Source organism: Micrococcus sp. IITD107, from assembly GCF_041927415.1.
In the GTDB taxonomy this organism is placed as follows: domain Bacteria; phylum Actinomycetota; class Actinomycetes; order Actinomycetales; family Micrococcaceae; genus Citricoccus; species Citricoccus terreus.
Map to the genome: position 1 here is coordinate 721,229 of NZ_JBHFFN010000001.1, position 22,128 is coordinate 743,356.

Below are 22,128 nucleotides of genomic sequence, written 5' to 3' on the forward strand. Positions count from 1 at the left end.
GGTCAGGCTCCTTCGGAGGTGGTCTGGGCGGCGGCGGTGCCGGCGGCGGCCGAGCGCTGCTGCATGAGAGTGATGAACCGATCGAACAGACCGGCGGAGTCATGCGGTCCGGCCGCCGACTCGGGGTGGAACTGGACGGAGAAGGCGGGGCGGTCCAGCAGGCGCAGTCCCTCGACCACCTGGTCGTTCAGGGACCAGTGGGAGACCTCCACCCGGCCGAACCGCTCGTTCGGCGCGGTGACCACCTCACCCAGCGGCGCATCCACGGCGAACCCGTGGTTCTGGGAGGTGATCTCCACCCGTCCGGTGGCCTTGTCCATCACCGGCTGGTTGGGACCGCGGTGGCCGAACGGCAGCTTGTAGGTGCCGAAGCCCAGCGTCCGTCCGAAGATCTGGTTGCCGAAGCAGATCCCGAAGAAGGGCAGCCCGGCGTCCAGCACCTGGGTGAGCAGCTCCACCTGGGCGTCGGCCGTGGCCGGATCGCCAGGACCGTTGGAGAGGAACACACCGTCCGGATCCAGCGCGGCGATGTCCTGGTAGCTGGCCGTGGCCGGCAGCACGTGCAGGCGCACCCCACGCTGGGCCAGGTGGCGGGGCGTGGCGGCCTTGATGCCCAGGTCGATCGCCGCGACCTCGAACAGCGGCTCGCCCTCCCATCCGTGGTCGGCCGGTTCCACCGTGTACGGCTGGTCCGTGGTGACCTCCTCGGCCAGGCGCGCCCCGGCCATGGAGGGCTGGCCCTGGACCTCGGCCACCAGTTCGGCGACCGGACGCTCGGCAGCCTCTCCGGAGAAGATCCCAGCCTTCATGGAGCCCTCGGAGCGCAGGTGACGGGTGATCGCCCGGGTGTCCACCCCCTGGATCCCGACGACGCCCTGGGCCTGCAGCTCCTCGTCCAGCGTGCGCTGGGCACGCCAGTTGGAGGCGCGGCGGGCCGCGTCACGCACCACGTAGCCGGCCACGAACATGGCCCGGGACTCCGGGTCTTCGTCATTCACCCCGGTGTTGCCGATGTGCGGGAAGGTCTGCACCACGATCTGGCGGGCGTAGGAGGGATCGGTCAGCGTCTCCTGATACCCGGTCATCCCGGTGGTGAAGACGGCCTCACCGAGGGTGGTGCCCACGGCGCCGTAGGACCGGCCACGGTGGACGGTGCCGTCCTCCAGGACGAGCAGAGCAGGCTGGGCGGCAGCGGATCCTGCAGCGGATCCTGCAGCGGACGCGGCCGACGGGGAGTGGTTCTGGCTCATGGGTTCTTCTCTTCTCAACGGCGTGTCAGCGGCGAATCAACGGTCGGTGGTGTCAGTGGGATCAGGGGTGGCTGGAACGGCGGCGGTGGCCGTGCCGGTCAGTGACTGCAGGGCCTCCATCAGCGGGGCCCGGTCAGCCGCGGCCCGGGTGCGGAAGCCGGTGGAGACCACGTCCGCTCCCAGCATCCAGGAGACCACGAGCAGTCCGTCGCGTTCCACGAACTTGCCCTGCATCCCTGACTCCAGACGCACATCCGTGAGGTCCGCAGCGGGAATGAACAGGTTCTCGGCTCCGCTGCGCAGCAGGGCCACGCCGTCCGGGTGGACCTCCAGGCGCGCGGTGGTGCGCAGACCCAGGCCATGCACGGCGATCCGGTCCAGCCAGTCACGACCGCGGACGGTGGAGACATACATCCCTTCGGCGCCGGCCAGCGGCTCGGCGTCCAAAACCCGCTGCGGGACCCCGGCGGGAGCGGCGAGGTCCTGCTGACGTCGCTTGCGGTTGCGCCATCCCCAGGCGATCAGTGCGAAGATCAGGGCGGCGATCGCCGCCACGGTCAGCAAGGTCAGGGGGGAGGCTGCGGCGTTCTCGGTCACAGGCGGTCTGGTCCTTCGGTGCTTGGAGGGGATACGGGATGCAGTCTGGTTCAGCGGTGCTGGCGCGGGGTGGACAGGGCACGGTCGCGCACCACGGGATGCCCCCCGTAGAACACGTCGGTGATCTGGCCCGGCAGCTCCATGCCGCGGTACGGGCTGTTGCGGGACTTGGTGGTGTGCGTCTCCGGATCCACCGTGCGGGTGATGCCGGGGTCGTAGAGCGCCAGGTGGGCCGGGGCACCTGCTGCCAGGCCGCCGTCGGGGTCCATCTGCCCCTGGGTCTCCAGGCGCGCGATGCGCGCCGGATGCACGCTCATCACCCGCGCCACGCCGGCCCAGTCCATCAGACCGGTGTCCACCAGGGCGTGCTGGACCACGGGCAGGGCGGTCTCCAGACCGGTCATGCCCATGGCGGCCACCGTCCACTCGCACTCCTTGGTCTCGGCGGTGTGCGGGGCGTGGTCGGTGCCGATGGTGTCGATGGTGCCGTCCGCCAGGCCTTCGCGCAGGGCCATGACGTCCGACTCACGGCGCAGCGGTGGGTTGACCTTGAACACCGGGTTGTAGGTGCGCACCAGCTGCTCAGTGAGCAGCAGGTGGTGCGGAGTGGCCTCGGCGGTCACCTCGATCCCGCGCTCCTTGGCCCACCGGATGATCTCCACCGAACCGGCCGTGGAGACGTGGCAGACGTGCAGCCGCGAGCCCACATGCTGGGCCAGCAGCACGTCGCGGGCGATGATCGCCTCCTCGGCCACGGCAGGCCAGCCGGCCAGACCGAGCATGGAGGAGAGCTCCCCCTCGTTCATCTGCGCACCGGCGGTCAACTTCGGCTCCTGCGCGTGCTGGGCGATGAAGCCGTCGAAGGCCTTGACGTACTCCAGTGCTCGGCGCATCAGCACGGGGTCGTGCACGCACATGCCGTCATCGGAGAACATCCGGACCTGGGCGCGGGACTGGGCCATGGCGCCGAGTTCGGCCAGCTGCTCGCCCGCCAGGCCCACGGTGACCGCACCCACCGGGTGGACATCACACCAGCCGGCCTCCTGGCCCAGCTGCCAGACCTGTTCCACCACGCCCGCGGTGTCTGCCACCGGCGTGGAGTTGGCCATGGCGTGCACGGAGGTGAAGCCGCCCATGGCCGCGGCGCGGGTGCCGGTCTCGACGGTCTCGGCGTCCTCCTTGCCGGGCTCACGCAGGTGGGTGTGCAGGTCCACCAGTCCCGGCAGCAGCACCCGGCCAGCGGCCTCGATGCGCACGGTGGCCTCGTCAGCGCGGTCCGCGGCGTCCGTCCCGACGGCGGCGATCACCTCGCCCTGGATCAGGACATCGGCGGTGGTCCCGTTCGGCAGCGTGGCACCGAGGATCAGATGGGACGGTTCGGTGGCGGTCATACGGTGGCCTCCTGGGAGTCGGTGGCGCTGCCGGAGAGCAGCAGGTAGAGCACGGCCATGCGCACGGAGACGCCGTTGGTGACCTGCTCCAGTGCGGTGTTGCGCGGTGAGTCTGCGGCGGCGGAGGAGATCTCCAGTCCGCGGTTCATGGGGCCGGGGTGCATGATGATGGCGTCAGCGGCGCTGGTGGACTCGAAGACGGCCAGGCGCTCGTCCGTCAGACCCCAGGAGCGGGTGTACTCGGCGGCGGAGGGGAAGAACGCGTCCTTCATCCGCTCGGCCTGCACGCGGAGCATCATCACGGCGTCCGGTCCGGTGGCCAGGGCCTCGTCCAGGGAGTAGGTGACCTCGCACGGCCAGGCATCCACCCCGAAGGGCATCAGGGTGGGCGGGGCGGCCAGGGTGACGCGGGCGCCGAGCGTGGTCAGCAGCCACACATTGGAGCGGGCGACCCGGGAGTGCAGGATGTCCCCCACGATCACCACGTGCATGCCCTCCAGGTCCCGCCCGTGCGGGGCAGAACCGTGACGGCGGCTCAGGTGCCGGCGCAGGGTGAAGGCGTCCAGCAGGGCCTGGGTGGGGTGCTCATGGGTGCCGTCCCCGGCGTTCACCACGGCGGAGGTGATCCAGCCGGAGGAGGCCAGCTGAGCGGCGGCGCCCGATCCCCAGTGGCGCATGACGATCGCGTCCGCGCCGATCGCCTCCAGGGTCTGCACGGTGTCCTTGAGGGACTCGCCCTTGGAGACCGAGGAGCCCTTCGCGGAGAAGTTGATGACATCGGCGCTCAGCCGCTTGGCCGCGGCCTCGAAGGAGATGCGGGTGCGGGTGGAGTCCTCGAGGAAGAGGTTGACCACGGTGCGGCCGCGCAGGGCCGGCAGCTTCTTGACCTCGCGCCCGGAGACGGCGGCCATCTCCTCGGCGGTGTCCAGGATCTGGAGGGCATCGGACCGGGAGAGGTCGGCCGTGGAGAGCAGGTGCTTCATCGTGCATCACCGGGCTCGTCGGCACGGTCCAAGATGCTCACGCCGTCCTCGGCCGACTCACCGGTGCCGTCCGGCCCGTCGATCTCGGTCAACCGGACCTGGACGCGCTCGGCGGTGGAGGTCGGCAGGTTCTTGCCCACGAAGTCCGCACGGATGGGCAGTTCGCGGTGGCCGCGGTCCACCAGGACAGCCAGTCGGACCACGTCAGGTCTGCCGATGTCCGAGAGCGCGTCCAACGCCGCGCGGATGGTCCTGCCGGAGAAGAGCACATCATCCACCAGCACGACGACGGCCCCGTCCACGCCGCGGGCCGGCAGGCGGGTGGGGGCCGGGGTGCGTGAGGTGGAGCGGCGCAGATCGTCACGGTACATGGTGACGTCCAGCTGTCCGGTGGAGGCCTCTGGGTCGAATCCCGGCTCGATGCCGGCCAGCTTGGCCGCCAGACGCTGGGCCAGCGGGTAGCCGCGGCGGGGGATGCCCAGCAGGACGAGGTTCTCCGGGCCCTTGTTGGACTCCAGGATCTCGTGGGCGATCCGGGTCAGCGCCCGGTCGACGTCAGCGGCGGACAGCACGGTCCGGGCCGCTCGCGGTGCAGCAGTCGTCGGCGCCGGATCGGGCGCTGGGGACATTGCCAACACTGCCTCCTTCCCCGCCTCACAGGACGGAATTTAAAGGAAACGCATCCCCGTGGTGGGGGTGTGTGGTCCGCAGTCCACTGTATCAGCGGGTCGGGACGCCCTGGCCCGCCGGCCACTGTGTGACCGGACACGCCAGGGCAACCGATCGGAGTGGCCCTGGGTCAGGCCAGCAGGGTGGGTTTGAGCTGCTGCAGCCGGCCCAGCAGACCGTTGACGAAGTCCGGGGAGGCGTCCGTGGACATCTCCTTGGCCATGGAGACCGCTTCGGCCACGGCCACGCCGTCCGGGATCTCGTCGTTGAACAGCAGCTCCCAGGAGCCCACCCGCAGGATGATCCGATCCACGGCCGGCATCCGGTCCAGGGTCCACCCCTGGGCGTAGGAGGAGAGGAACTCGTCGATCCGCTCCTGCTCGGCCACCACGCCGTTCACGATCTCCACGGTGTAGGGATTGATGACCTGTTCGGTGGACTCACGGCGGGCGGTGATGCCGTCCGTGGCTACCGTCCCGCGGGCCTCCGCCTCGAAGAGGATCTCCAGTGCCCGCCTGCGGGCCTTGCCTCGTGCGCTCACCGTCGATCAGTCGTTGACGCGGCCGAGGTAGTCCCCGGTGCGGGTGTCGACCTTGACCTTGGTGCCCTGCTCCACGAACAGGGGCACCTGGATGACATAGCCGGTCTCCAGGGTGGCGGGCTTGGTGCCGGCCGAGGAGCGGTCGCCCTGCAGGCCCGGCTCCGAGTAGGTGATCTCCAGGATGACCGAGGCGGGCATGTCCAGGTACAGCGGAGTGCCCTCGTTGAGCGCGATGGTCACCTCCTGGTTCTCCAGCATGAAGTTGGCGGCGTCGCCGACCACGGAGGCGGGGACATTGATCTGGTCGTAGGTCTTCGTGTCCATGAACACGTAGTCCTCGCCGTCCTGGTACAGGTACTGGTAGTCCGAGCGGTCCACGGTGGCGGTGTCGACCTTCGCACCGGCGTTGAAGGTCTTGTCCACGGTCTTGCCGGTGGTGACGTTCTTGAGCTTGGTGCGCACGAACGCCCCGCCCTTGCCCGGCTTCACGTGCTGGAACTCGATGACGTTCCACAGCTGACCGTCCAGGTTCAGCACGGTGCCGTTCTTGATGTCGTTCGTCGATGCCACAGTCATTCTCTCCGTCGGTCAGCGGTCATGCAGTCGTCAATCCGGTGACCCATTCTACGGGCACTCCAGGGGTGACCCTGCGCGTGCGGGCCACGCACGGCAGCACCACCTCCTGGCCGGTCACTGTTCGGCGATCTCCTGGTACGCCGCGAACAGCAGCGAGGCGTCCGGCACGTCATAGGTGGTGGGATCGGCCAGCCCGTCCAGCAGGACGAAGCGCAGCTGGTCGCCGCGGTTCTTCTTGTCCCGGCGGATGCCCTCCAGCAGGGTCTCCCACCGGTCTCCGCGGTAGGTGACGGGAAGCCCCAGTGACTCCAGCACGTTGCGGTGCCGGTCCGCCGTCGCGTCATCCAGGCGACCCACGGAACGGGCCAGCTCCGCGGCGAAGACCATGCCCACTGCCACCGCGGCCCCGTGGCGCCACTGGTACCGCTCGGCGTGCTCGATCGCATGGCCCAGGGTGTGCCCGTAGTTGAGCATCTCGCGCAGCCCGGATTCGCGCAGATCCTCGGAGACCACGCGGGCCTTGACCGAGATGGCCCGCTCGATCAGCTCGCGCAGCTGGGTGGAGTGGGGGTTCTGAGCCTGCTCCGGGTTGGACTCGATGATCTCCAGGATCGTGGGGTCGGCGATGAAGCCGCACTTGACCACCTCGGCCAGTCCGGAGACCAGCTCGTTGCGGGGCAGGGTCAGCAGGGTGTCCAGATCCGCCAGCACACCGGCCGGCGGGTGGAAGGCGCCCACCAGGTTCTTGCCCTCGGCGGTGTTGATGCCGGTCTTGCCGCCCACGGCGGCGTCCACCATGCCCAGCAGGGTGGTGGGCATGTGCACCACACGCACTCCGCGCAGCCAGGTGGCGGCCACGAATCCGGCCACATCGGTCACGGCACCGCCGCCCACCGCCACGATGGCGTCCGAGCGGGTGAAGTCGTTCTGGCCCAGCACCTGCCAGCAGAAGGCCGCCACCTCGATGTGCTTGCCCTCCTCGGCGTCCGGGATCTCGGCCGAGAGAGCGGTGAAGCCTGCTGTCTCCAGGTCGGACTTGACCACGTCTCCGGTGGCGCGCAGCGCTCGGGGGTGGATGATCAGGACTCGGCGGACCTGGGGCCCCAGCAGCTCGGGCAGACGGCCCAGCAGTCCGGTCCCGACGACGACGTCATAGCCTCCTGAGGCAGCGGCGGCCGAGCCTCCGGAGACCGGAATGACGGTCGGTTCGGGCGACTCCGGTGCGGGGGCGGGAGTCTGCTGGACGGGGTCAGTGGTGGGCTCGCTCATCAGCGGGCATCTCCTGGGTGCTGGTCGTCGGGGTGCTGCCGGTCAGGGACGGTCGGAGGGGCCTGCACGGCCTGGGCGGCCAGCAGATCGGCGATGCGCTCGGCCACCTGATCGGCGTCCAGGCCCGTGGTCGTCACGGTCCAGGTCGCCACTTCACGGTACAGGTGTTCGCGCTCGGAGCGGATACGGCGCCACGTCCGGGCCGGGTCTCCGGCGAGCACCGGTCGCCCCTCTCCCCCACCCAGTCTGGCCAGGGCCTCCGTCTCGTCCACATCCAGATAGGACACGGCAGGACCCTGACGCAGCGCCTGCCGCGTGGTGGCGGAGATCACGGATCCGCCGCCCAGCGAGAGCACCGTGGGCCGGGCCACCGAGAGGGCGGTGAGGACGATCTCGGACTCGGCCGCCCGGAAGGCCGGCTCCCCGTGGACTGCGAAGTAGGCCGGGATGGGTCCGTGCACCTCGTCGAAGAGGTGATCGGTGTCCAGGGCGGCCACTCCCAGCAGGTCGCCCAGCTTGGCGCCGACGGTCGACTTCCCTGAGCCCATGGGTCCGATCAGCACCACAGGAACCTGAATCGGGCGAGCGGCGAACCGGGGGTCCTCGGGCACCTGTGTGCTGTCGGTCCGAGCCTCCACCAGTGACCGGACGCGATCGGTGGTCGAGGCCTGATGCGGCACCGGGGCGAGATGGTCGCCCGAGGTGCCCTGGCCGTCGTCGGGCCTCACTGCAGGGGGTCTCCCATGGGCGCCGCGGCGCGCTGGGGATCGACGTCGTCCGGTTGCGGCAGGGGCGCCAGTGCGGCGAGGTAGCCGTGCAGGTTCCGGCGGGTCTCCGGGATGCTGTCCCCACCGAACTTCTCCACCACTGCCTCGGCGATCACCAGGGCGACCATGGCCTCGGCGACCACGCCGGCCGCCGGGACGGCACAGACGTCCGAACGCTGATGGTGGGCGCGGGTGGACTCGCCGGTCGAGGTGTCCACCGTGCGCAGGGCCTTGGGGACCGTGGCGATGGGCTTCATGGCGGCGCGCACCCGGATCACTCCCCCGGTGCTCATGCCCCCCTCGATCCCGCCGGCGCGGTTGGACACCCGGACGGGATGACCGTCCTCACCGCGCACGATCTCGTCGTGCGCGGCACTGCCACGACGGGCCGCCGTGGTGAACCCGTCGCCGATCTCCACACCCTTGATCGCCTGGATGCCCATGAGGGCTCCGGAGAGCCGGGAGTCCAGCCGACGGTCCCAGTGCACATGGCTGCCCAAGCCCACCGGGGCTCCATGCACCAGCACCTCGACGACGCCGCCGAGGGTCTCCCCGTCCTTGTGGGCGGCATCCACTTCGGTCACCATCGCCTCGGAGGTCGCCGCATCGAAGCAGCGCAGCGGGTCAGCGTCCAGGGCGATCACATCCTGCGGTGTGGGCAGTGCGGTCCCCTCCGGGACGGACACCGTGCCCACGGCGGTGGTGTGGGAGACCAGGGTGATGCCCAACTCGTTCAGGAACGAGGCCGCCACCGTGCCCAGAGCCACCCGTGCAGCGGTCTCGCGAGCGGAGGCGCGCTCCAGCAGGGGCCGGGACTCCTCGAAGCCGTACTTCTGCATCCCGGCCAGATCGGCGTGGCCCGGGCGGGGACGGGTCAGCGGGGCATTGCGAGCCAGCCCGTCCAGCTCGTCCTGGTCCACCGGATCGGCGGACATGACCTTCTCCCACTTGGGCCATTCGGTGTTGCCCACCTCGATCGCCACGGGAGAGCCGAGGGTGCGGCCGTGCCGGACGCCGCCCACGAGGGTGACCTGGTCCTGCTCGAACTTCATGCGTGCGCCGCGTCCATAGCCCAGGCGCCGGCGGGCCAGCGCCTCCTGGACCATGGCGGTCGTCAGGGGGATGCCCGCGGGCAGCCCTTCGATGATTCCTACGAGTGCGGGCCCATGTGATTCGCCCGCTGTCAACCAGCGCACCATAGCTGCGATTCTCTCACGCGAGGCCGCTCACCCCGGACGTGTGAACCCCGGGATCAGCGCGGGGGCAGTCCCACGGCGCCGGCCATGTGTGCGGTGACGTCCGCCCAGTCCGGCTCGGCATCACCCCGGCGCAGCTGCTCGGTGAACAGCCGGACCTGCTCCACGGCCTGGTACAGCAGCATCTCGAGTCCGCTGACCACACGACCACCATGGGACTCCCAGGCCAGGGCCAGGGCGGACGGCCAGGGGTCGTAGGCCACGTCGAGCAGCGGGGGAAGCACGCCGTCCGAGGCCGGAGGCGTCAGGGCGGCGACCAGGGGGTCGGCCGCCCGCGGCGGCAGCGTCACGATGACAGCCCGGCTGGAGGGAGCTCGAGCGTTGAGCTCCTCCAGGGGGTGGGCTGTGGCCTGCAGCTCGAGCTGCGCGGCCAGCCGGATCAGGTCCGCAGCCTTCTCCGGGCTGCGCAGCAGCAGCTGCACGGCGTCCAGTCCAAGCCCGCGCGCGGCGGCCACAGCGGCCGCAGCGGTGCCGCCTCCCCCGACCACGGTGAGGGTCCCTCCGCGCTGCAGCGGATCATGCCCGGCGAACTCCAGCGCCCGCACGATCCCGTCCACATCGGTGTTGTGGCCGGTGGCAGTCCCGTCGCGGTCCCAGACCACGGTGTTGAGCACACCGAGCAGATGGACGCGCTCAGAGACCTGGTCCATCTGTGGCACCATCGCCGCCTTGTGCGGCATGGTGACCGAGCAGCCCACCCAGCGGTCGGCGCCTCGGGCAGCCTGGCCCGCACGGATCTCTCCCACGAACCCGTCGAGCTGCTCCGGACTCAGGTCATGGGCGTCATAGGCGATGTCCAGGCCGAGGGCCTGATAGGCCGCACGGTGCAGCACCGGGGACTTCGAGTGCGCGATCGGGTGCCCCAGCACCCCGGCGCGGGGACGGGAGAGGCTCACCGCAGATCACTCCTCGGGCGCCGCAGTGGCACCGTCGCCTGCCATGGACCCAGCGTTCCCGCAGATCTCGGCGTTCTGGGCACAGTACTCCCGGTACTCCTGCTGGTAGGCACGATGCTGGGCGTAGTCCTCCGAGAACTTCGTCTCGCCGGTCTCGATGTTGGTGGTGATCCAGTAGAAGTAGTCGCTGTCCTCAGGATCGGCGGCCGCGTCCAGCGCCTGGCGGGACGGCGCACCGATCGGCCCCGGCGGCAGGCCCTTGTAGTAGTACGAGTTGTACTTGTTGTCGGCGTTCTGCTTCTCGGACTCGGAGAACTGCAGCTGACGCTGTCCCAGCCCGTAGATCACCGTGGCGTCGATCTGCAGGTACCCGTTGGTCTCCTCGTTGGGCTCCAAGCGGTTCTCGATGATGCCCGCCACCATGGCGTAGTCCTCCGGCAGCGCCTCAGCCTCCACGATCGAGGCGATGGTGACGATGCGGAACTGCTCCTCCTCGTCGGTGATCCCCAGGTCCTCCAACTCCTCAAAGGTGGGTTCGGTCAGGATCGTGAGGATCTCGGCCGGTTCGGCCGTGACGGGGAAGCGGTACTCGCCCGGGGCCAGGTACCCCTCCAGGCTCGGCGCACTGGACGGCAGTCCGAACTGAGTGGGGTCCTCAGCGGCGTCTTCGAACTCCGCGACCGATCGACCGGTGGAGGTGCTCAGTGCCTGGAATGCCTCCGAGAGACGCATGCCGCGGTTGATCGCCACGTAGTGCACGGCCTCCTGTCCCTCGCGCAGCAGCACGGACACGGCATCAGCGGCCGGCATCTGCTTCTTCAGCTCATAGTCTCCCGGCTGGATGTCATTGCTCGAACGCGCCTGGTTCATGGCCGTGATGAACGAGTCCTGACTGGCGACGATGTCCTGCTCGACCAGTCGGCTGCCGATCGCCAGGGCGCCCTCACCTTCGTTCACGGTGAAGCTCACGGGCTCACCGCCCGGACCGGGATAGTCCTCGGCCGTGGGTTGAGGCAGCAGTCCCTTGAGGGTCAGGGACAGCACCGCCACGGCGAGCACGAACACGCCGAAGGCACCGGCCAGGACGAAGTTGCGGCGGCGCCGGCGCTTGCGACGAGCTTCACGCTTGGCCTCATCATGGGGCCGGTCTGGATTGACCGTGACGGTCTGGTAGCCGCGACCGTAGGTGGACGGGGCCACGATGATCGGTGTTCCATCACGATCGGTGGTGTGGATGGCGTCGTCCAGGACGGGGTACTCCCGCTCGTCCTCCGGCACCAGTGGAGCCGGCGTCTCGGGCTCATCGTTGGTGGACGTCTGCGGCTCCGCCGACTGATCCCGATCCTCCCGGTGCTCCTGCTCCCGCCGGGCACGTGCCTGGGGCTGGTCCTCGGCTGCGTCGTCAGGGGTCTGATCAGTCACTCGGGGAATCCTTCTGTCCTTCGGCGGGCACGCCCACGAGGCGGCCGACATCCTTGTGCTGAGATTGTTGCATATCCAGGGCCTGTTGAAGGATCTGAACCGCCGCCGCCTGATCGACCACCGAGCGGTGGTCACGGGTCGAGCGGCCGGCCTCCCGCAGCTGCTGATGGGCGGTGACGGTGGAGAGCCGTTCGTCCACGAGCCGCACCTGGGCGGCACTGCCCTCTCGCACCAGACGTTCGGCCAGCTGCTCGGCGTAGTGCACGGCGTCCTCGGTGGAGGCGGTCGGCCTCCCCTGCAGGTTCACCGGATGACCCACATAGACGACCACGGCATCGCGCTGCAGGGCCTCCTTGCAGATGATCCGCTGGTCGAAGCCCTTCTTGGCATCACGCTTGAGTGTGGTCACCGGGGTGGCCAGGATGCCGTCCGGATCGGCGGCGGCCAGGCCCACACGGGCCTTGCCGACGTCGACGCCCAGACGGACACCCCGGAGCACTCCCGCAGCGGTCATGCGCTGCGGCCGGCCTCTGCACGCACCGCGTCCTCCACAGCGGAGAGCGCCTCGGCGATCTTCTCCACCTGCTGGCCGCCGCCCTGGGCGACGTCGTCCTTTCCGCCGCCACCGCCGCCCAGCACGCCGCAGGCAGTCTTCACCAGCGCGCCGGCCTTCAGGCCGGCGTCGCGAGCGGCCTGGTTCGTGGCCACCAGGACCAGCGGACGGTCCTTGGCGATCCCGGACAGGGCCACCACCACCGGTGTCCCGGCCGCGTTGCCGGCGGCGGACTCCAGGCGACCGCGCAGGTCCAGGCCCAGGGTCCGCAGCTCATCGGCCGACCCGACCGGCCCGGCCTCGTGGGTGAGGACCGTGATGCCCTGGACCTCGCGGGCACCGGCGGTCAGGCGTCCGGCCTCTGCCTGCAGCTGTGCCGCGCGCAGCCCGGCCAGCTCCTTCTCCACCTGCTTCAGACGCGCCATCGTTCCGCTGATGCGGTCCTTGACCTGATCGGCCGGCACCTTGAGCATCTCCGTCAACTCGTTGACCAGGGTGCGCTCGGTGGCCAGGTGCCGGAAGGCATCCAGCCCGACCAACGCCTCCACGCGGCGGTTGCCCGATCCCACCGACTGCTCGCCCAGCAGAGCCAGGGAGCCGATCTCGGCGGTGGAGCCCACATGGGTGCCTCCGCAGAGCTCACGCGACCAGGCGCCGTCGATCTCCACCACGCGAACCCGGTCTCCGTACTTCTCGCCGAACAGGCTCATGGCACCCAGTGCCTTGGCCTGGTCCAGGGACATCTCCTGGGTGAGCACGGTGTGGTTGTCGCGGATGGCGATGTTCGAGAGGTCTTCGACCTCTGAACGGGCCATCGCCGAGAGCGCTTCGCTCCACCGGAAGTCGAACCGGAGGTAGCCCTCCTTGTTGAAGGACCCGGACTGGGTGGCCTCAGGGCCCAGGATCTGGTGCAGCGCCGCGTGGATGATGTGCGTTCCGGAGTGGGCCTTCTGCGCGTCCAGGCGGCGCTGGAGGTCGATCTGTCCCAGGGCCACGGCGCCACTGGGCACCTCGCCCTCCTTCACGCGGACCTTGTGCACGCTCAGTCCCTTGACCGGGGCCTGGACGTCCAGGACCTCCAGGACGTACCCGTCACCGGTGATCAGACCCGTGTCGGCTGCCTGTCCACCGGCCTCGGCGTAGAACGGAGTGGCGTCCAGGACGACCTCCAGCTCCTGACCGGCCGCGCCGGAGGGGACGACCTCACCACCGCTGAGCAGCCCCCGGATCCGGGACTCGGTGGTGTGCTCGGTGTAGCCGGTGAAGACCGTGTCCCCCTCGGCGTGCAGCTGACGGTACCCGCTGGTGTCCGCATGGCCGGACTTCTTGGATTTGGCGTCCTGACGAGCACGGTCTCGCTGCTCGGTCATCAGGGTGCGGAAGGCTGCTTCATCCACCTGGACTCCGGCCTCCTCGGCCATCTCCAGGGTCAGGTCAATGGGGAAGCCGAAGGTGTCATGCAGCTCGAAGGCGTCGGCACCGGAGATGCCGGTGCCTGCGGACTTGGCAGCGGTCACGGCACCTTCGAGCCGGGCGATGCCGGCGGTGATGGTGCGCAGGAACGCCTTCTCCTCGGCATAGGCGATGCGGGAGATCCGCTCGAAGTCGGTCTCGACGACGGGGTAGGTGCCCTTCATCGCATCGCGGGAGACCGGCAGCAGCTCAGGCAGCACTGGATCGGTGACCCCCATCAAGCGCATGGCGCGCACGGCGCGGCGGATCAGGCGGCGCAGCACGTAGCCGCCGCCCTCGTTGCCGGGGACCACGCCGTCGGAGATGAGCATCAGCGCCGAGCGGATGTGGTCGGCGATCATGCGCAGTCGGACGTCATCGGCGTAGTGCGGATCGGACGGGTCTTCGGTGGAGGTGTACTCCTTGCCGGAGAGCTCAGCGGCCCGGTCGAGCACGGGACGGACCTGATCGGTCTCGTACATGTTCTCCACGCCCTGCAGCAGCATGGCCAGCCGCTCCAGTCCCAGACCGGTGTCGATGTTCTTGTGCTGGAGTTCTCCGGCGACGTCGAAGTCCTCCTTGGAACGGACCTCGGAGAGCTGGTACTGCATGAACACCAGGTTCCAGATCTCCATGAACCGGGTCTCGTCCACCGCAGGGCCGCCGTCCTGGCCGTACTCGGGACCGCGGTCGTAGTAGATCTCCGAGCAGGGCCCACCCGGGCCGGGCTGTCCGGTGTTCCAGTAGTTGTCGGCCTTGCCGAATCGCTGGATCCGCTCGGCAGGGAAGCCCACATCCTCACGCCAGATGCGTGCGGCCTCGTCGTCCTCCTCATACACGGAGACCCAGATGCGTTCAGGATCCAGGCCATAGCCGCCCTGGTCCTGAGAGGTGGTCAGCAGCTCCCAGGCCAGAGGGATCGCGGTCTCCTTGAAGTAGTCGCCGAAGGAGAAGTTGCCGCACATCTGGAAGAAGGTGCCATGGCGGACCGTCTTGCCCACCTCTTCGATGTCTGCGGTGCGAATGCACTTCTGCACACTCGCCGCCCGCGGATGGGGAGGGGTCTGCTGGCCCAGGAAGTAGGGGATGAACGGGACCATGCCGGCGATGGTGAACAGCAGGGACGGGTCCGGGGAGACGAGGGAGGCCGAGGGTACGGCCGCGTGTCCCTTGGACTCGAAGAACCGGAGCCAACGCTGGGCGATTTCCTGTGACTTCATGACTGCTTTCGTTCTCCGGGGTTGGACGGGTCGGTGGGGGTGGGATCGGTCACGGTGCCGGGGATGGTCTGGCCTGGAGCTGTGGTCCGTGACCCGCTGAGCCCAGTGCTGATGAAGCTGTTGGCCGCACCTCTCCAGTTCCGGGAGGCGGCCGCCTCAGCCACTGCCCTCCAGTCCGTGGAGGCCGCGATGTCCTTCATCCGTTCCTGGAGCTGGGCTCGGTGCTCTGCCGCTCGGCGCTCCGCCTCAGGATCGGGCGATCCCGAGGTGGACGACGAACGAGCCTGCTGACGTGGCGCCGACCGATGCCCAGGGTCGGTGCTCTCTCCTGATGTGGAGCGGGGTTCGCCCGCGGTGCGCCACGATGGGACCTCGTCGCGCAGCTGGCTGGCGAAGCCACGAGCACCGGCGGCCAGGGCGGAGGCGGCCATCTGGCCCACCTGCTGCCCCCAGGTCTCTGGGTTCACGGCATCGCGGACCGCACGGTCCGCGCGGTCGCCGAGCTGCTGACGGCCCTTGCTGAATGCCGTGTGGCCGATCCATCCGACGGCCGCACCGGCACCGAGGATGAGAACACGCTTGATCACAGAAGTCCTTTCGGGAGTGCCTGGACCACTGTACCGCCAGGGTGCCCACCGGGAACGGAACGGCCCGATCCTCTGGCGTGAGGACCGGGCCGTCTCAGGATTGCAGGGCGGCGATGCCGCTGCGCACTCGCAGGATCAGCGAGCGTAGTACTCCACCACGAGGTTCTCCTCGCAGGTCACGGGGACCTCGGAGCGCTTCGGGCGGCGGGTCAGCGTGGACTGCAGCTTCTCGATCTCCACGTTCAGGTACCCGGGGACGGCCGGAAGGACCTCCTGGTGGGCGCCGGTGGCGGAGATCTGGAAGGGCACCATCTTCTCTGAGCGCTCGTGCACGTGGATCATCTGTCCCTCCTTGACGCGGAAGGAGGGGATGTCCACGCGCTTGCCGTCCACCATGATGTGGCGGTGCACGACCATCTGGCGGGCCTGCTGGATGGTGCGGGCGAAGCCGGAGCGCAGCACGAGGGCGTCCAGGCGCATCTCCAGCAGCTCCACCAGGTTCTCACCGGTCAGGCCGGAGGTGCGCTTGGCCTCTTCGAAGTAGCGGCGCATCTGGGCCTCACGGATGTTGTACTGGGCGCGAAGACGCTGCTTCTCCTTCAGACGCACCGAGTAGTCGGAGTCGGCCTTGCGACGGGCGCGGCCGTGCTGGCCGGGGCCGTACGGACGGCGCTCCATGTACTTCTCGGCCTTGGGAGTCAGGGCGATGCCGAGGGCGCGCGAGTGACGCACGGTACGGCGGGTACGCAGGTTGGAAGCCACGAGGGCTCCTTTCTTGTCAGGCGGCACGGTTGTGGTTGATCTCCAGCCCTGATGCCGGACCGCGTGACTGCGTGCCGGCGCACCGTGGAACCACGGAGACAAGGGTGGGCTGGAACCTGGCCTCCGGTCGTCCATCGGAGAGCTGAGGGGCATGCCGCTGCCCGTCATACGCTGCAACGCCGCACATCGGACCACGCCCGGAGGCGATGTCGAGAACGAGGACCTCATGCCCGCCCGAGTGGACAGGAAGCAGAGGAGAACTGGCGGCGCTTGCCAGACAGCGCACTACTCTACCAGGTCAGCCCTGGGCGGCCGGACCCTGCGGCGCGCGGGCGATCTCGGCCGCCTGGGAGACGTGCGTGGCCTCCACGAGGACGTCATAGGCCTCCGCCTCGAAGGTGGACAGTGAGGCGAAGTCTCGCTTGCCGCCGGTCATGGCGTGGGAGATGGCCCCGAAGATCGCGCCCCAGACGGCACCGATGCCCACACCGACCAGCACGGTCCACAGCCAGCTGCCGGGAGCCGCGAAGATGCCCAGCAGGATGCCGACCATCAGGCCGAACCACAGACCCTGCAGCGCACCCTGCAGGGCCGCCTTGCCCGTGGTCAGTCGACCGACCACCTGCTCCACCGAGCGCAGGCCGGTGCCCACGATCCGCACCTTCTCCACCGGGAATCCGCCGTCGGAGAGCCGGTCCACCAGCGCCTGGGCCTGGGGATAGGTGTCCACGCTCTCCAGGATCCGGTAGTCCACCTCGGTGGTGTTCGGGATCAGTCGAGCGGCCGGGTTCTGTGCTGGGGTGGTCACAGGGTCTCCTCACAGGTGGGGGGTGACGGCCGTCGGACGGCGGCCCAGATCATCTCAACACGCCAGGCGCTCCGACTATTCCGATAACAGCATCAACAACAGCATTGATGACGCGAGCCAAAGCCTATTGTCCGGTGCCGCGGTCTCGAGATGGACCCGGCATGCCGCGGATCAGAGCCCGCAGCTGCTGCCAGCGCTCCCCCAGTCCACGCTCCACGCCGCGGTCCGTGGGGCGATAGTACTGCTGGTCCTTGAGCGTGTCCGGCAGGTACTGCTGCCGGGCCACGCCGTGCGGCTCGTCATGGGAGTAGACGTAGCCCTTGCCGTGGCCCAGTGCCTGGGCTCCCGGATAGTGCGCATCACGCAGGTGCGCAGGCACCTGCCCTGCCCGGCCGGCGCGCACATCGGCCACTGCGGCGTTGATCGCGGCATAGGACGCGTTGGACTTGGGCGCGGTGGCCAGGTGGACCACGGCTTCAGCCAGCACCAGCCTTCCCTCCGGCATGCCGATCAGCTGGACCGCCTGGGCCGCGGCGACAGCCGTCTGCAGAGCGGTGGGATCGGCCATCCCCACATCCTCGGAGGCAGAGACGATCAGGCGCCGGGCGATGAACCGCGGGTCCTCGCCCGCCTCGAGCATCCGCGCCAGGTAGTGCAGAGCCGCATCCACGTCCGAGCCTCGGATGGACTTGATGAACGCGCTGATCACGTCGTAGTGCTGGTCGCCGGCCTTGTCATACCTCAGCACCGCCCGGTCCATGGCCTGGGCGGCGTCCTCCACACTGATGCGGGGCACTCCCGGGGAGCCGTCCTGCTCGTCCTGGGTGTCGTCGTCGGGAATCTGCTGGCGATCGATGGTGACTCCTGCCGCGGCCTCCAGCGTGGTCAGGGCTCGACGGGCATCCCCCTGGGCCATGCGCACCAGATAGTCCAGCCCGTCCTCGGTCAGTTCGACCGAGCCGTTCAGTCCACGCTCGTCCGTCACGGCGCGTTGGAGCAGCGAGGAGATGTCCTCGTCCGTGAGGGGCCGCAAGGTCAGCATCAGCGACCGCGAGAGCAGCGGGGCGATCACCGAGAAGGACGGGTTCTCCGTGGTGGCGGCCACCAGGACCACCCAGCGGTTCTCCACGCCGGGCAGCAGCGCATCCTGCTGGGCCTTGTTGAAGCGGTGGATCTCGTCCAGGAACAGCACGGTGGTGCGGCCGTAGAGGTCGCGGTCGGTCAGGGCCTGGTCCATCACCGCGCGCACGTCCTTGACTCCGGAGGAGATGGCGGACAGCTCCACGAACGTGCGGTCCGGGGCACGGGCGATGACATGGGCCAAGGTGGTCTTGCCGGTCCCCGGTGGCCCGTAGAGGATCAACGACGACGGCCCGGCGGCTCCGCGGGCGCCTCCCCCTTCAGCGAGCTTGCGCAGGGGTGAACCCGGGTGGAGCAGGTGCTGCTGGCCGACCACCTCGTCCACACTGCGCGGCCGCATGCGCACGGCCAGAGGCGCGGAGGGGCGCGTGCGTCCGGTCGATGAGGTGCGGGCGTCCTGGGCCTCGGCGGCGGACTCGTCGGATCCGTTGGGTCCGTCGAACGCGGCACTGAACAGGTCACTCACCCGTCCAGCCTATCGGTGGCCACGGACACGGCGGACGTGGGGGCCGGCGGGCGGCACGGGTGTGCCCACAATGGTGTCATGAGAGCAGTGCTGCAACGAGCCCGGTCCGCCTCCGTCACGGTCGAAGGTGAGGTGGTCGGCGAGCTGTCCGGTCCAGGGCTCGTGGTGCTGCTGGGGGTGAGCGCCGAGGACACCGAGGCCCAGGCCGTCCAGCTCGCCCAGAAGGTGTGGAACCTGCGCATGCTGGAGGACGAGCGGTCCTGCGCCAGCGCCGCGGCGCCACTGCTCGTGGTCAGTCAGTTCACCCTCTACGGGGACGTGCGCAAGGGGCGGCGGCCCTCCTGGACCCGCTCCGCACGCGGCGATCAGGCCGAACCGCTGTACGAACGCTTCATGGCCGAGCTGCGCGCGCAGGGTGCGCAGGTGGAGTCGGGGCGGTTCGGGGCGATGATGGAGGTCTCGCTGGTGAACTCGGGACCGTTCACGTTGCTGGTGGACACGGACGACCCGCCGCCCGTGCGCTAAACCCTCAGCTGCAGCTCAGGCGCGCGTCCCCCGGGAGCGCTGCCACCAGGCGAGCACCACAGCGCCCACGAGCACGCCGACCACCAGCGCCACCGCCCATCGGACGGCCATGCTCCAGTCCGTGGTCAGATCGATCACGATGTTGGTCAGGAACGTGGCCAGGATGATCGGCAGCGTGGTGGCCCAGGTGGGCGGGCGCTGGCTGCGGGCCGGGCCGGTATTCGGGGGCGTGGCGCTCATGGACTGCTGTCCTCCTCGTCGTCGGGATCGTGCTGAAGCTGGAAGGGTCCCACGGACACCGTGGTGAACATGGAGAGATCGAACGCCTGCTCTGCGGCCGCCTGCACCAGGACCGGCGGGGTGTCTCTGGCCAGCTGCAGGACCAGGGCGTCCAGTGGTTCAGCGTCACTGCCGCCGAGGTCTCCGGTGTACCGGAACGGCACCACTGCGGACTCACCCGGGTCCAGGAGCACCGCCTCCGGGGTGAGGGACTCCGTCTCCGGGTGGTACCCGAAGGTCGGCGTCAGGGCCGTCTGCTCGACCTGCAGCACGAACGGATGGTCCCACGCTCCGCGTGCCCCGATTCCTGGGTATCCCTGCAGCGTGCACGCCTGGGACCCGGTGTTCGTCACGGTGATGTGGGCGTAGCGGGACCCCAGTGCGGCCTCCACGGCTCCCATCTCTGCGGTGGTCGCGGCGGAGCTGCAGGTGCCGGGGCCGGTGTCTGCCGTGGCGGGCAGGCGCACCAGGTCGAGCAGCTGGTCACCGTTCAGCCCCATGGCCGGGGTCGCCACATCCTGTGCCCGATCCCAGTCCGTGGGCACCTCTGACTCGTGCGCCGGTCCCACGGATGCCGGTGGTCGATCCGTGGGTGAGGCAGCGGTGGTGGGCGTGGGGTCCGGGCTCGGTACCGGTGTGCAGCCGGTCAGGAGGAGCCCGGCGAGCACACCGACCGCTGCCGCGCACCGGCGTCCCCCGCCCACGGCGCTACTTCTGCTCGGCGGCGTCAGAGGCCTTCGACTCAGAGCACTTCTCCGCAGGGGCCTTCGGCTCCGGCTTGGCGTCCACCCCGGCCTCCTTGCGCTGCTGCGGGGTGATCGGAGCGGGGGCGGCGGTGAGCGGATCGTAGCCGTTGCCGGTCTTGGGGAAGGCGATGACCTCGCGGATGGACTCGGTCCCGGCGAGCAGGGCCACCACCCGGTCCCAGCCGAAGGCGATGCCGCCGTGCGGCGGGGCGCCGTACTTGAAGCCCTCCAGCAGGAAGCCGAACTTCTCGTGGGCCTCCTCCTCGGACAGTCCCATCACCTGGAAGACGCGCTCCTGCATCTCCTGGCGGTGGATGCGGATGGAGCCGCCGCCGATCTCGTTGCCGTTGCACACGATGTCATAGGCGTAGGCCAGGGCGGATCCGGGGTCGGTGTCGAAGGTCTCGGCGAACTCGGGCTTGGGCGAGGTGAAGGCGTGGTGCACGGCGGTCCAGGCGCCGGCGCCCACGGCCACGTCACCGGAGGCCACAGCGTCAGCGGCCGGTTCGAACATGGGTGCGTCCACCACCCACACGAAGGCCCAGTCGGCCTCGGAGGCGGGGACATCCGGTCCGGCGTCCTTGATCAGGCCGACTCGGTGTCCGATCTCCACGCGGGCGGCACCCAGCAGCGCACGAGAGGCCTTGGCCTCGCCGGCGGCGAAGAAGACGCAGTCGCCGGGCTGTGCGCCCACGGCCTGGGCCAGTCCGGCCTTCTCCTGGTCGGAGATGTTCTTGGCCACGGGTCCGGTGAGGGACCCGTCCTCCTGGATGAGCACGTAGGCCAGCCCCTTGGCGCCGCGCTGCTTGGCCCATTCCTGCCAGGCGTCCAGGGTGCGGCGGGCCTGCGAGGCACCGCCGGGCATGACCACGGCACCCACGTAGGGCGCCTGGAACACCCGGAACGGGGTGTCCTGGAAGTACTCGGTCAGCTCGGTCAGCTCCAGGCCGAAGCGCAGATCGGGCTTGTCCGAGCCGTACTTCTGCATGGCCTCGTGGTAGGTCATCCGGCGGATGGGCGTGGGGACGTCCACGCCCACCAGAGACCACACGGCCTTGACGATCTTCTCGCCGAGCTCGATCACATCGTCCTGCTCCACGAAGGAGGCCTCGATGTCCAGCTGGGTGAACTCCGGCTGGCGGTCGGCGCGGAAGTCCTCATCCCGGTAGCAGCGGGCGATCTGGTAGTACTTCTCCACGCCACCGACCTGGAGCAGCTGCTTGAACAGCTGGGGCGACTGCGGCAGGGCGTACCAGGAGCCCGGGGCCAGGCGGGCCGGGACCAGGAAGTCACGGGCACCTTCAGGGGTGGAGCGGGTCAGGGTGGGGGTCTCCACCTCCATGAACCCCTCGCCGTGCAGCAGCTCGCGAGCGGTCCGGTTCACGTCCGAGCGCAGGCGCATGATACGGGCCGGGTCCGGGCGGCGCAGGTCCAGGTAGCGGTGACGCAGGCGCGCCTCCTCGCCGACCTCCACGTGCTCGTCGATCTGAAACGGCAGCGGAGCGGCGGTGTTGAGCACGGTCACGGTCTCGGTGATCAGCTCGATCTCGCCGGAGGGCAGGTTCGGGTTCTCGTTGCCCTCCGGGCGGCGCTCCACGGTGCCGGTGACCTGCAGGACGTACTCGTTGCGCAGCGGATCGAAGTCCTTCTCGTCCCGCACCACCACCTGGGCGAAGCCGGAGGCGTCGCGCAGGTCCACGAAGGCCACGCCGCCGTGGTCACGCCGGCGGGCCACCCAGCCGGTGACGGTGACGGTCTGTCCGATGAGCGAGGCGTTGAGGTCGCCCAGCTGATGTGTGCGCAGCACAGAGGTCCTTCCCGTCCGATCGTGGTGCTCTCCAGCCCGCGCGCAGGCGCGGTGGCAGACGGTTCACGTGGACGTCGGTTCGGTGTGATAGAGATCGGGTTCGCCGTCGAGTCTAGTGCGTCCCGCACCCTGACCGGTCCGCACGTCCCTCCGTCCGCAAGGAGTC

At 69.5% G+C, this 22,128-nt stretch carries 22 protein-coding genes; 1 reads left to right on the top strand and 21 read right to left on the bottom strand.

Annotation, left to right across the window (positions count from 1 at the left end):
• Positions 1-2: 2 nt before the first annotated feature.
• The 18 genes from carA to ACEXHE_RS03525 form a co-directional block, all read right to left on the bottom strand.
• The gene (gene carA, locus ACEXHE_RS03440; RefSeq protein ID WP_374784711.1) at positions 3-1,250 is read right to left on the bottom strand and encodes a glutamine-hydrolyzing carbamoyl-phosphate synthase small subunit; all 1,248 of its coding nucleotides are present in this window, start codon (positions 1,248-1,250) and stop codon (positions 3-5) included.
• A 36-nt stretch (positions 1,251-1,286) separates the two neighbouring features.
• Complete coding sequence (locus ACEXHE_RS03445; RefSeq protein ID WP_374784712.1) at positions 1,287-1,847, bottom strand: hypothetical protein; 561 nt, start codon at positions 1,845-1,847, stop codon at positions 1,287-1,289.
• 50 nt (positions 1,848-1,897) lie between these two features.
• Positions 1,898-3,238, bottom strand: a complete 1,341-nt coding sequence (locus tag ACEXHE_RS03450; RefSeq protein WP_374784713.1) for a dihydroorotase — start codon at positions 3,236-3,238, stop codon at positions 1,898-1,900.
• Complete coding sequence (locus tag ACEXHE_RS03455; RefSeq protein ID WP_277244864.1) at positions 3,235-4,221, bottom strand: aspartate carbamoyltransferase catalytic subunit; 987 nt, start codon at positions 4,219-4,221, stop codon at positions 3,235-3,237. The genes ACEXHE_RS03450 and ACEXHE_RS03455 overlap by 4 nt, the downstream gene beginning before the upstream one ends.
• Entirely contained in the window at positions 4,218-4,850 is a 633-nt protein-coding gene (pyrR, locus tag ACEXHE_RS03460; RefSeq protein WP_374784714.1) for a bifunctional pyr operon transcriptional regulator/uracil phosphoribosyltransferase PyrR, read from the bottom strand. The genes ACEXHE_RS03455 and pyrR overlap by 4 nt, the downstream gene beginning before the upstream one ends.
• A gap of 170 nt (positions 4,851-5,020) precedes the next feature.
• Entirely contained in the window at positions 5,021-5,431 is a 411-nt protein-coding gene (gene nusB, locus ACEXHE_RS03465; RefSeq protein WP_091696238.1) for a transcription antitermination factor NusB, read from the bottom strand.
• Positions 5,432-5,437: 6 nt separating this feature from the next.
• Positions 5,438-6,001 carry an elongation factor P gene (efp, locus tag ACEXHE_RS03470; protein ID WP_091696673.1) on the bottom strand — a complete coding sequence of 188 codons (564 nt, stop codon included), beginning with the start codon at positions 5,999-6,001 and terminating at the stop codon, positions 5,438-5,440.
• A 120-nt stretch (positions 6,002-6,121) separates the two neighbouring features.
• The gene (gene aroB / locus ACEXHE_RS03475; protein WP_356966491.1) at positions 6,122-7,276 is read right to left on the bottom strand and encodes a 3-dehydroquinate synthase; all 1,155 of its coding nucleotides are present in this window, start codon (positions 7,274-7,276) and stop codon (positions 6,122-6,124) included.
• Positions 7,276-7,839 carry a shikimate kinase gene (locus tag ACEXHE_RS03480; protein WP_374784715.1) on the bottom strand — a complete coding sequence of 188 codons (564 nt, stop codon included), beginning with the start codon at positions 7,837-7,839 and terminating at the stop codon, positions 7,276-7,278. The genes aroB and ACEXHE_RS03480 overlap by 1 nt, the downstream gene beginning before the upstream one ends.
• 161 nt (positions 7,840-8,000) lie before the next feature.
• Positions 8,001-9,242 (bottom strand): chorismate synthase, encoded by a 1,242-nt coding sequence (gene aroC, locus ACEXHE_RS03485; protein WP_374784716.1) that lies wholly within the window; start codon positions 9,240-9,242, stop codon positions 8,001-8,003.
• Between the two features lie 53 nt (positions 9,243-9,295).
• On the bottom strand, positions 9,296-10,195 hold the full coding sequence (locus tag ACEXHE_RS03490; RefSeq protein WP_374784717.1) for a shikimate dehydrogenase family protein: 900 nt from the start codon (positions 10,193-10,195) through the stop codon (positions 9,296-9,298).
• Between the two features lie 6 nt (positions 10,196-10,201).
• Positions 10,202-11,617, bottom strand: a complete 1,416-nt coding sequence (gene mltG, locus ACEXHE_RS03495) for an endolytic transglycosylase MltG (RefSeq protein ID WP_374784718.1) — start codon at positions 11,615-11,617, stop codon at positions 10,202-10,204.
• Positions 11,610-12,131, bottom strand: coding sequence for a Holliday junction resolvase RuvX (gene ruvX / locus ACEXHE_RS03500; RefSeq protein ID WP_091696253.1), 522 nt, complete (start codon positions 12,129-12,131; stop codon positions 11,610-11,612). Before ruvX ends, mltG begins: the two co-directional genes overlap by 8 nt.
• Entirely contained in the window at positions 12,128-14,842 is a 2,715-nt protein-coding gene (alaS, locus tag ACEXHE_RS03505; protein WP_374784719.1) for an alanine--tRNA ligase, read from the bottom strand. Before alaS ends, ruvX begins: the two co-directional genes overlap by 4 nt.
• Positions 14,839-15,429, bottom strand: a complete 591-nt coding sequence (locus ACEXHE_RS03510) for a hypothetical protein (RefSeq protein ID WP_374784720.1) — start codon at positions 15,427-15,429, stop codon at positions 14,839-14,841. Before ACEXHE_RS03510 ends, alaS begins: the two co-directional genes overlap by 4 nt.
• Before the next feature lie 135 nt (positions 15,430-15,564).
• The gene (rpsD, locus tag ACEXHE_RS03515; RefSeq protein WP_091696261.1) at positions 15,565-16,191 is read right to left on the bottom strand and encodes a 30S ribosomal protein S4; all 627 of its coding nucleotides are present in this window, start codon (positions 16,189-16,191) and stop codon (positions 15,565-15,567) included.
• Between the two features lie 298 nt (positions 16,192-16,489).
• Positions 16,490-16,999: a general stress protein gene (locus ACEXHE_RS03520; protein ID WP_356966506.1), complete on the bottom strand. Its 510-nt coding sequence runs from the start codon at positions 16,997-16,999 to the stop codon at positions 16,490-16,492.
• Positions 17,000-17,123: 124 nt separating this feature from the next.
• On the bottom strand, positions 17,124-18,479 hold the full coding sequence (locus ACEXHE_RS03525; protein WP_374784853.1) for a replication-associated recombination protein A: 1,356 nt from the start codon (positions 18,477-18,479) through the stop codon (positions 17,124-17,126).
• A 204-nt stretch (positions 18,480-18,683) separates the two neighbouring features.
• Between ACEXHE_RS03525 and dtd the strand changes: the two genes are divergently transcribed.
• Positions 18,684-19,130, top strand: a complete 447-nt coding sequence (gene dtd, locus ACEXHE_RS03530; RefSeq protein ID WP_374784721.1) for a D-aminoacyl-tRNA deacylase — start codon at positions 18,684-18,686, stop codon at positions 19,128-19,130.
• A 15-nt stretch (positions 19,131-19,145) separates the two neighbouring features.
• Here the strand turns inward: dtd and ACEXHE_RS03535 are convergent, their stop codons facing one another.
• The 3 genes from ACEXHE_RS03535 to aspS form a co-directional block, all read right to left on the bottom strand.
• Entirely contained in the window at positions 19,146-19,370 is a 225-nt protein-coding gene (locus tag ACEXHE_RS03535; protein ID WP_356966512.1) for a hypothetical protein, read from the bottom strand.
• Positions 19,367-19,924 (bottom strand): DUF4232 domain-containing protein, encoded by a 558-nt coding sequence (locus ACEXHE_RS03540; RefSeq protein ID WP_260061591.1) that lies wholly within the window; start codon positions 19,922-19,924, stop codon positions 19,367-19,369. The genes ACEXHE_RS03535 and ACEXHE_RS03540 overlap by 4 nt, the downstream gene beginning before the upstream one ends.
• A 193-nt stretch (positions 19,925-20,117) precedes the next feature.
• Positions 20,118-21,962 carry an aspartate--tRNA ligase gene (aspS, locus tag ACEXHE_RS03545; RefSeq protein ID WP_374784722.1) on the bottom strand — a complete coding sequence of 615 codons (1,845 nt, stop codon included), beginning with the start codon at positions 21,960-21,962 and terminating at the stop codon, positions 20,118-20,120.
• Positions 21,963-22,128: the final 166 nt, after the last annotated feature.

Excerpts from the sequence above, each read along its gene's own strand:
- carA (WP_374784711.1), bottom strand. The coding sequence starts at position 1,250 with ATGAGCCAGAACCACTCCCCGTCGGCCGCGTCCGCTGCAGGATCCGCT.
- ACEXHE_RS03450 (WP_374784713.1), bottom strand. The coding sequence starts at position 3,238 with ATGACCGCCACCGAACCGTCCCATCTGATCCTCGGTGCCACGCTGCCG.
- ACEXHE_RS03455 (WP_277244864.1), bottom strand. The coding sequence starts at position 4,221 with ATGAAGCACCTGCTCTCCACGGCCGACCTCTCCCGGTCCGATGCCCTC.
- pyrR (WP_374784714.1), bottom strand. The coding sequence starts at position 4,850 with ATGTCCCCAGCGCCCGATCCGGCGCCGACGACTGCTGCACCGCGAGCG.
- aroB (WP_356966491.1), bottom strand. The coding sequence starts at position 7,276 with ATGAGCGAGCCCACCACTGACCCCGTCCAGCAGACTCCCGCCCCCGCA.
- aroC (WP_374784716.1), bottom strand. The coding sequence starts at position 9,242 with ATGGTGCGCTGGTTGACAGCGGGCGAATCACATGGGCCCGCACTCGTA.
- ruvX (WP_091696253.1), bottom strand. The coding sequence starts at position 12,131 with ATGACCGCTGCGGGAGTGCTCCGGGGTGTCCGTCTGGGCGTCGACGTC.
- alaS (WP_374784719.1), bottom strand. The coding sequence starts at position 14,842 with ATGAAGTCACAGGAAATCGCCCAGCGTTGGCTCCGGTTCTTCGAGTCC.
- ACEXHE_RS03525 (WP_374784853.1), bottom strand. The coding sequence starts at position 18,479 with ATGCGGCCGCGCAGTGTGGACGAGGTGGTCGGCCAGCAGCACCTGCTC.
- dtd (WP_374784721.1), top strand. The coding sequence starts at position 18,684 with ATGAGAGCAGTGCTGCAACGAGCCCGGTCCGCCTCCGTCACGGTCGAA.
- ACEXHE_RS03535 (WP_356966512.1), bottom strand. The coding sequence starts at position 19,370 with ATGAGCGCCACGCCCCCGAATACCGGCCCGGCCCGCAGCCAGCGCCCG.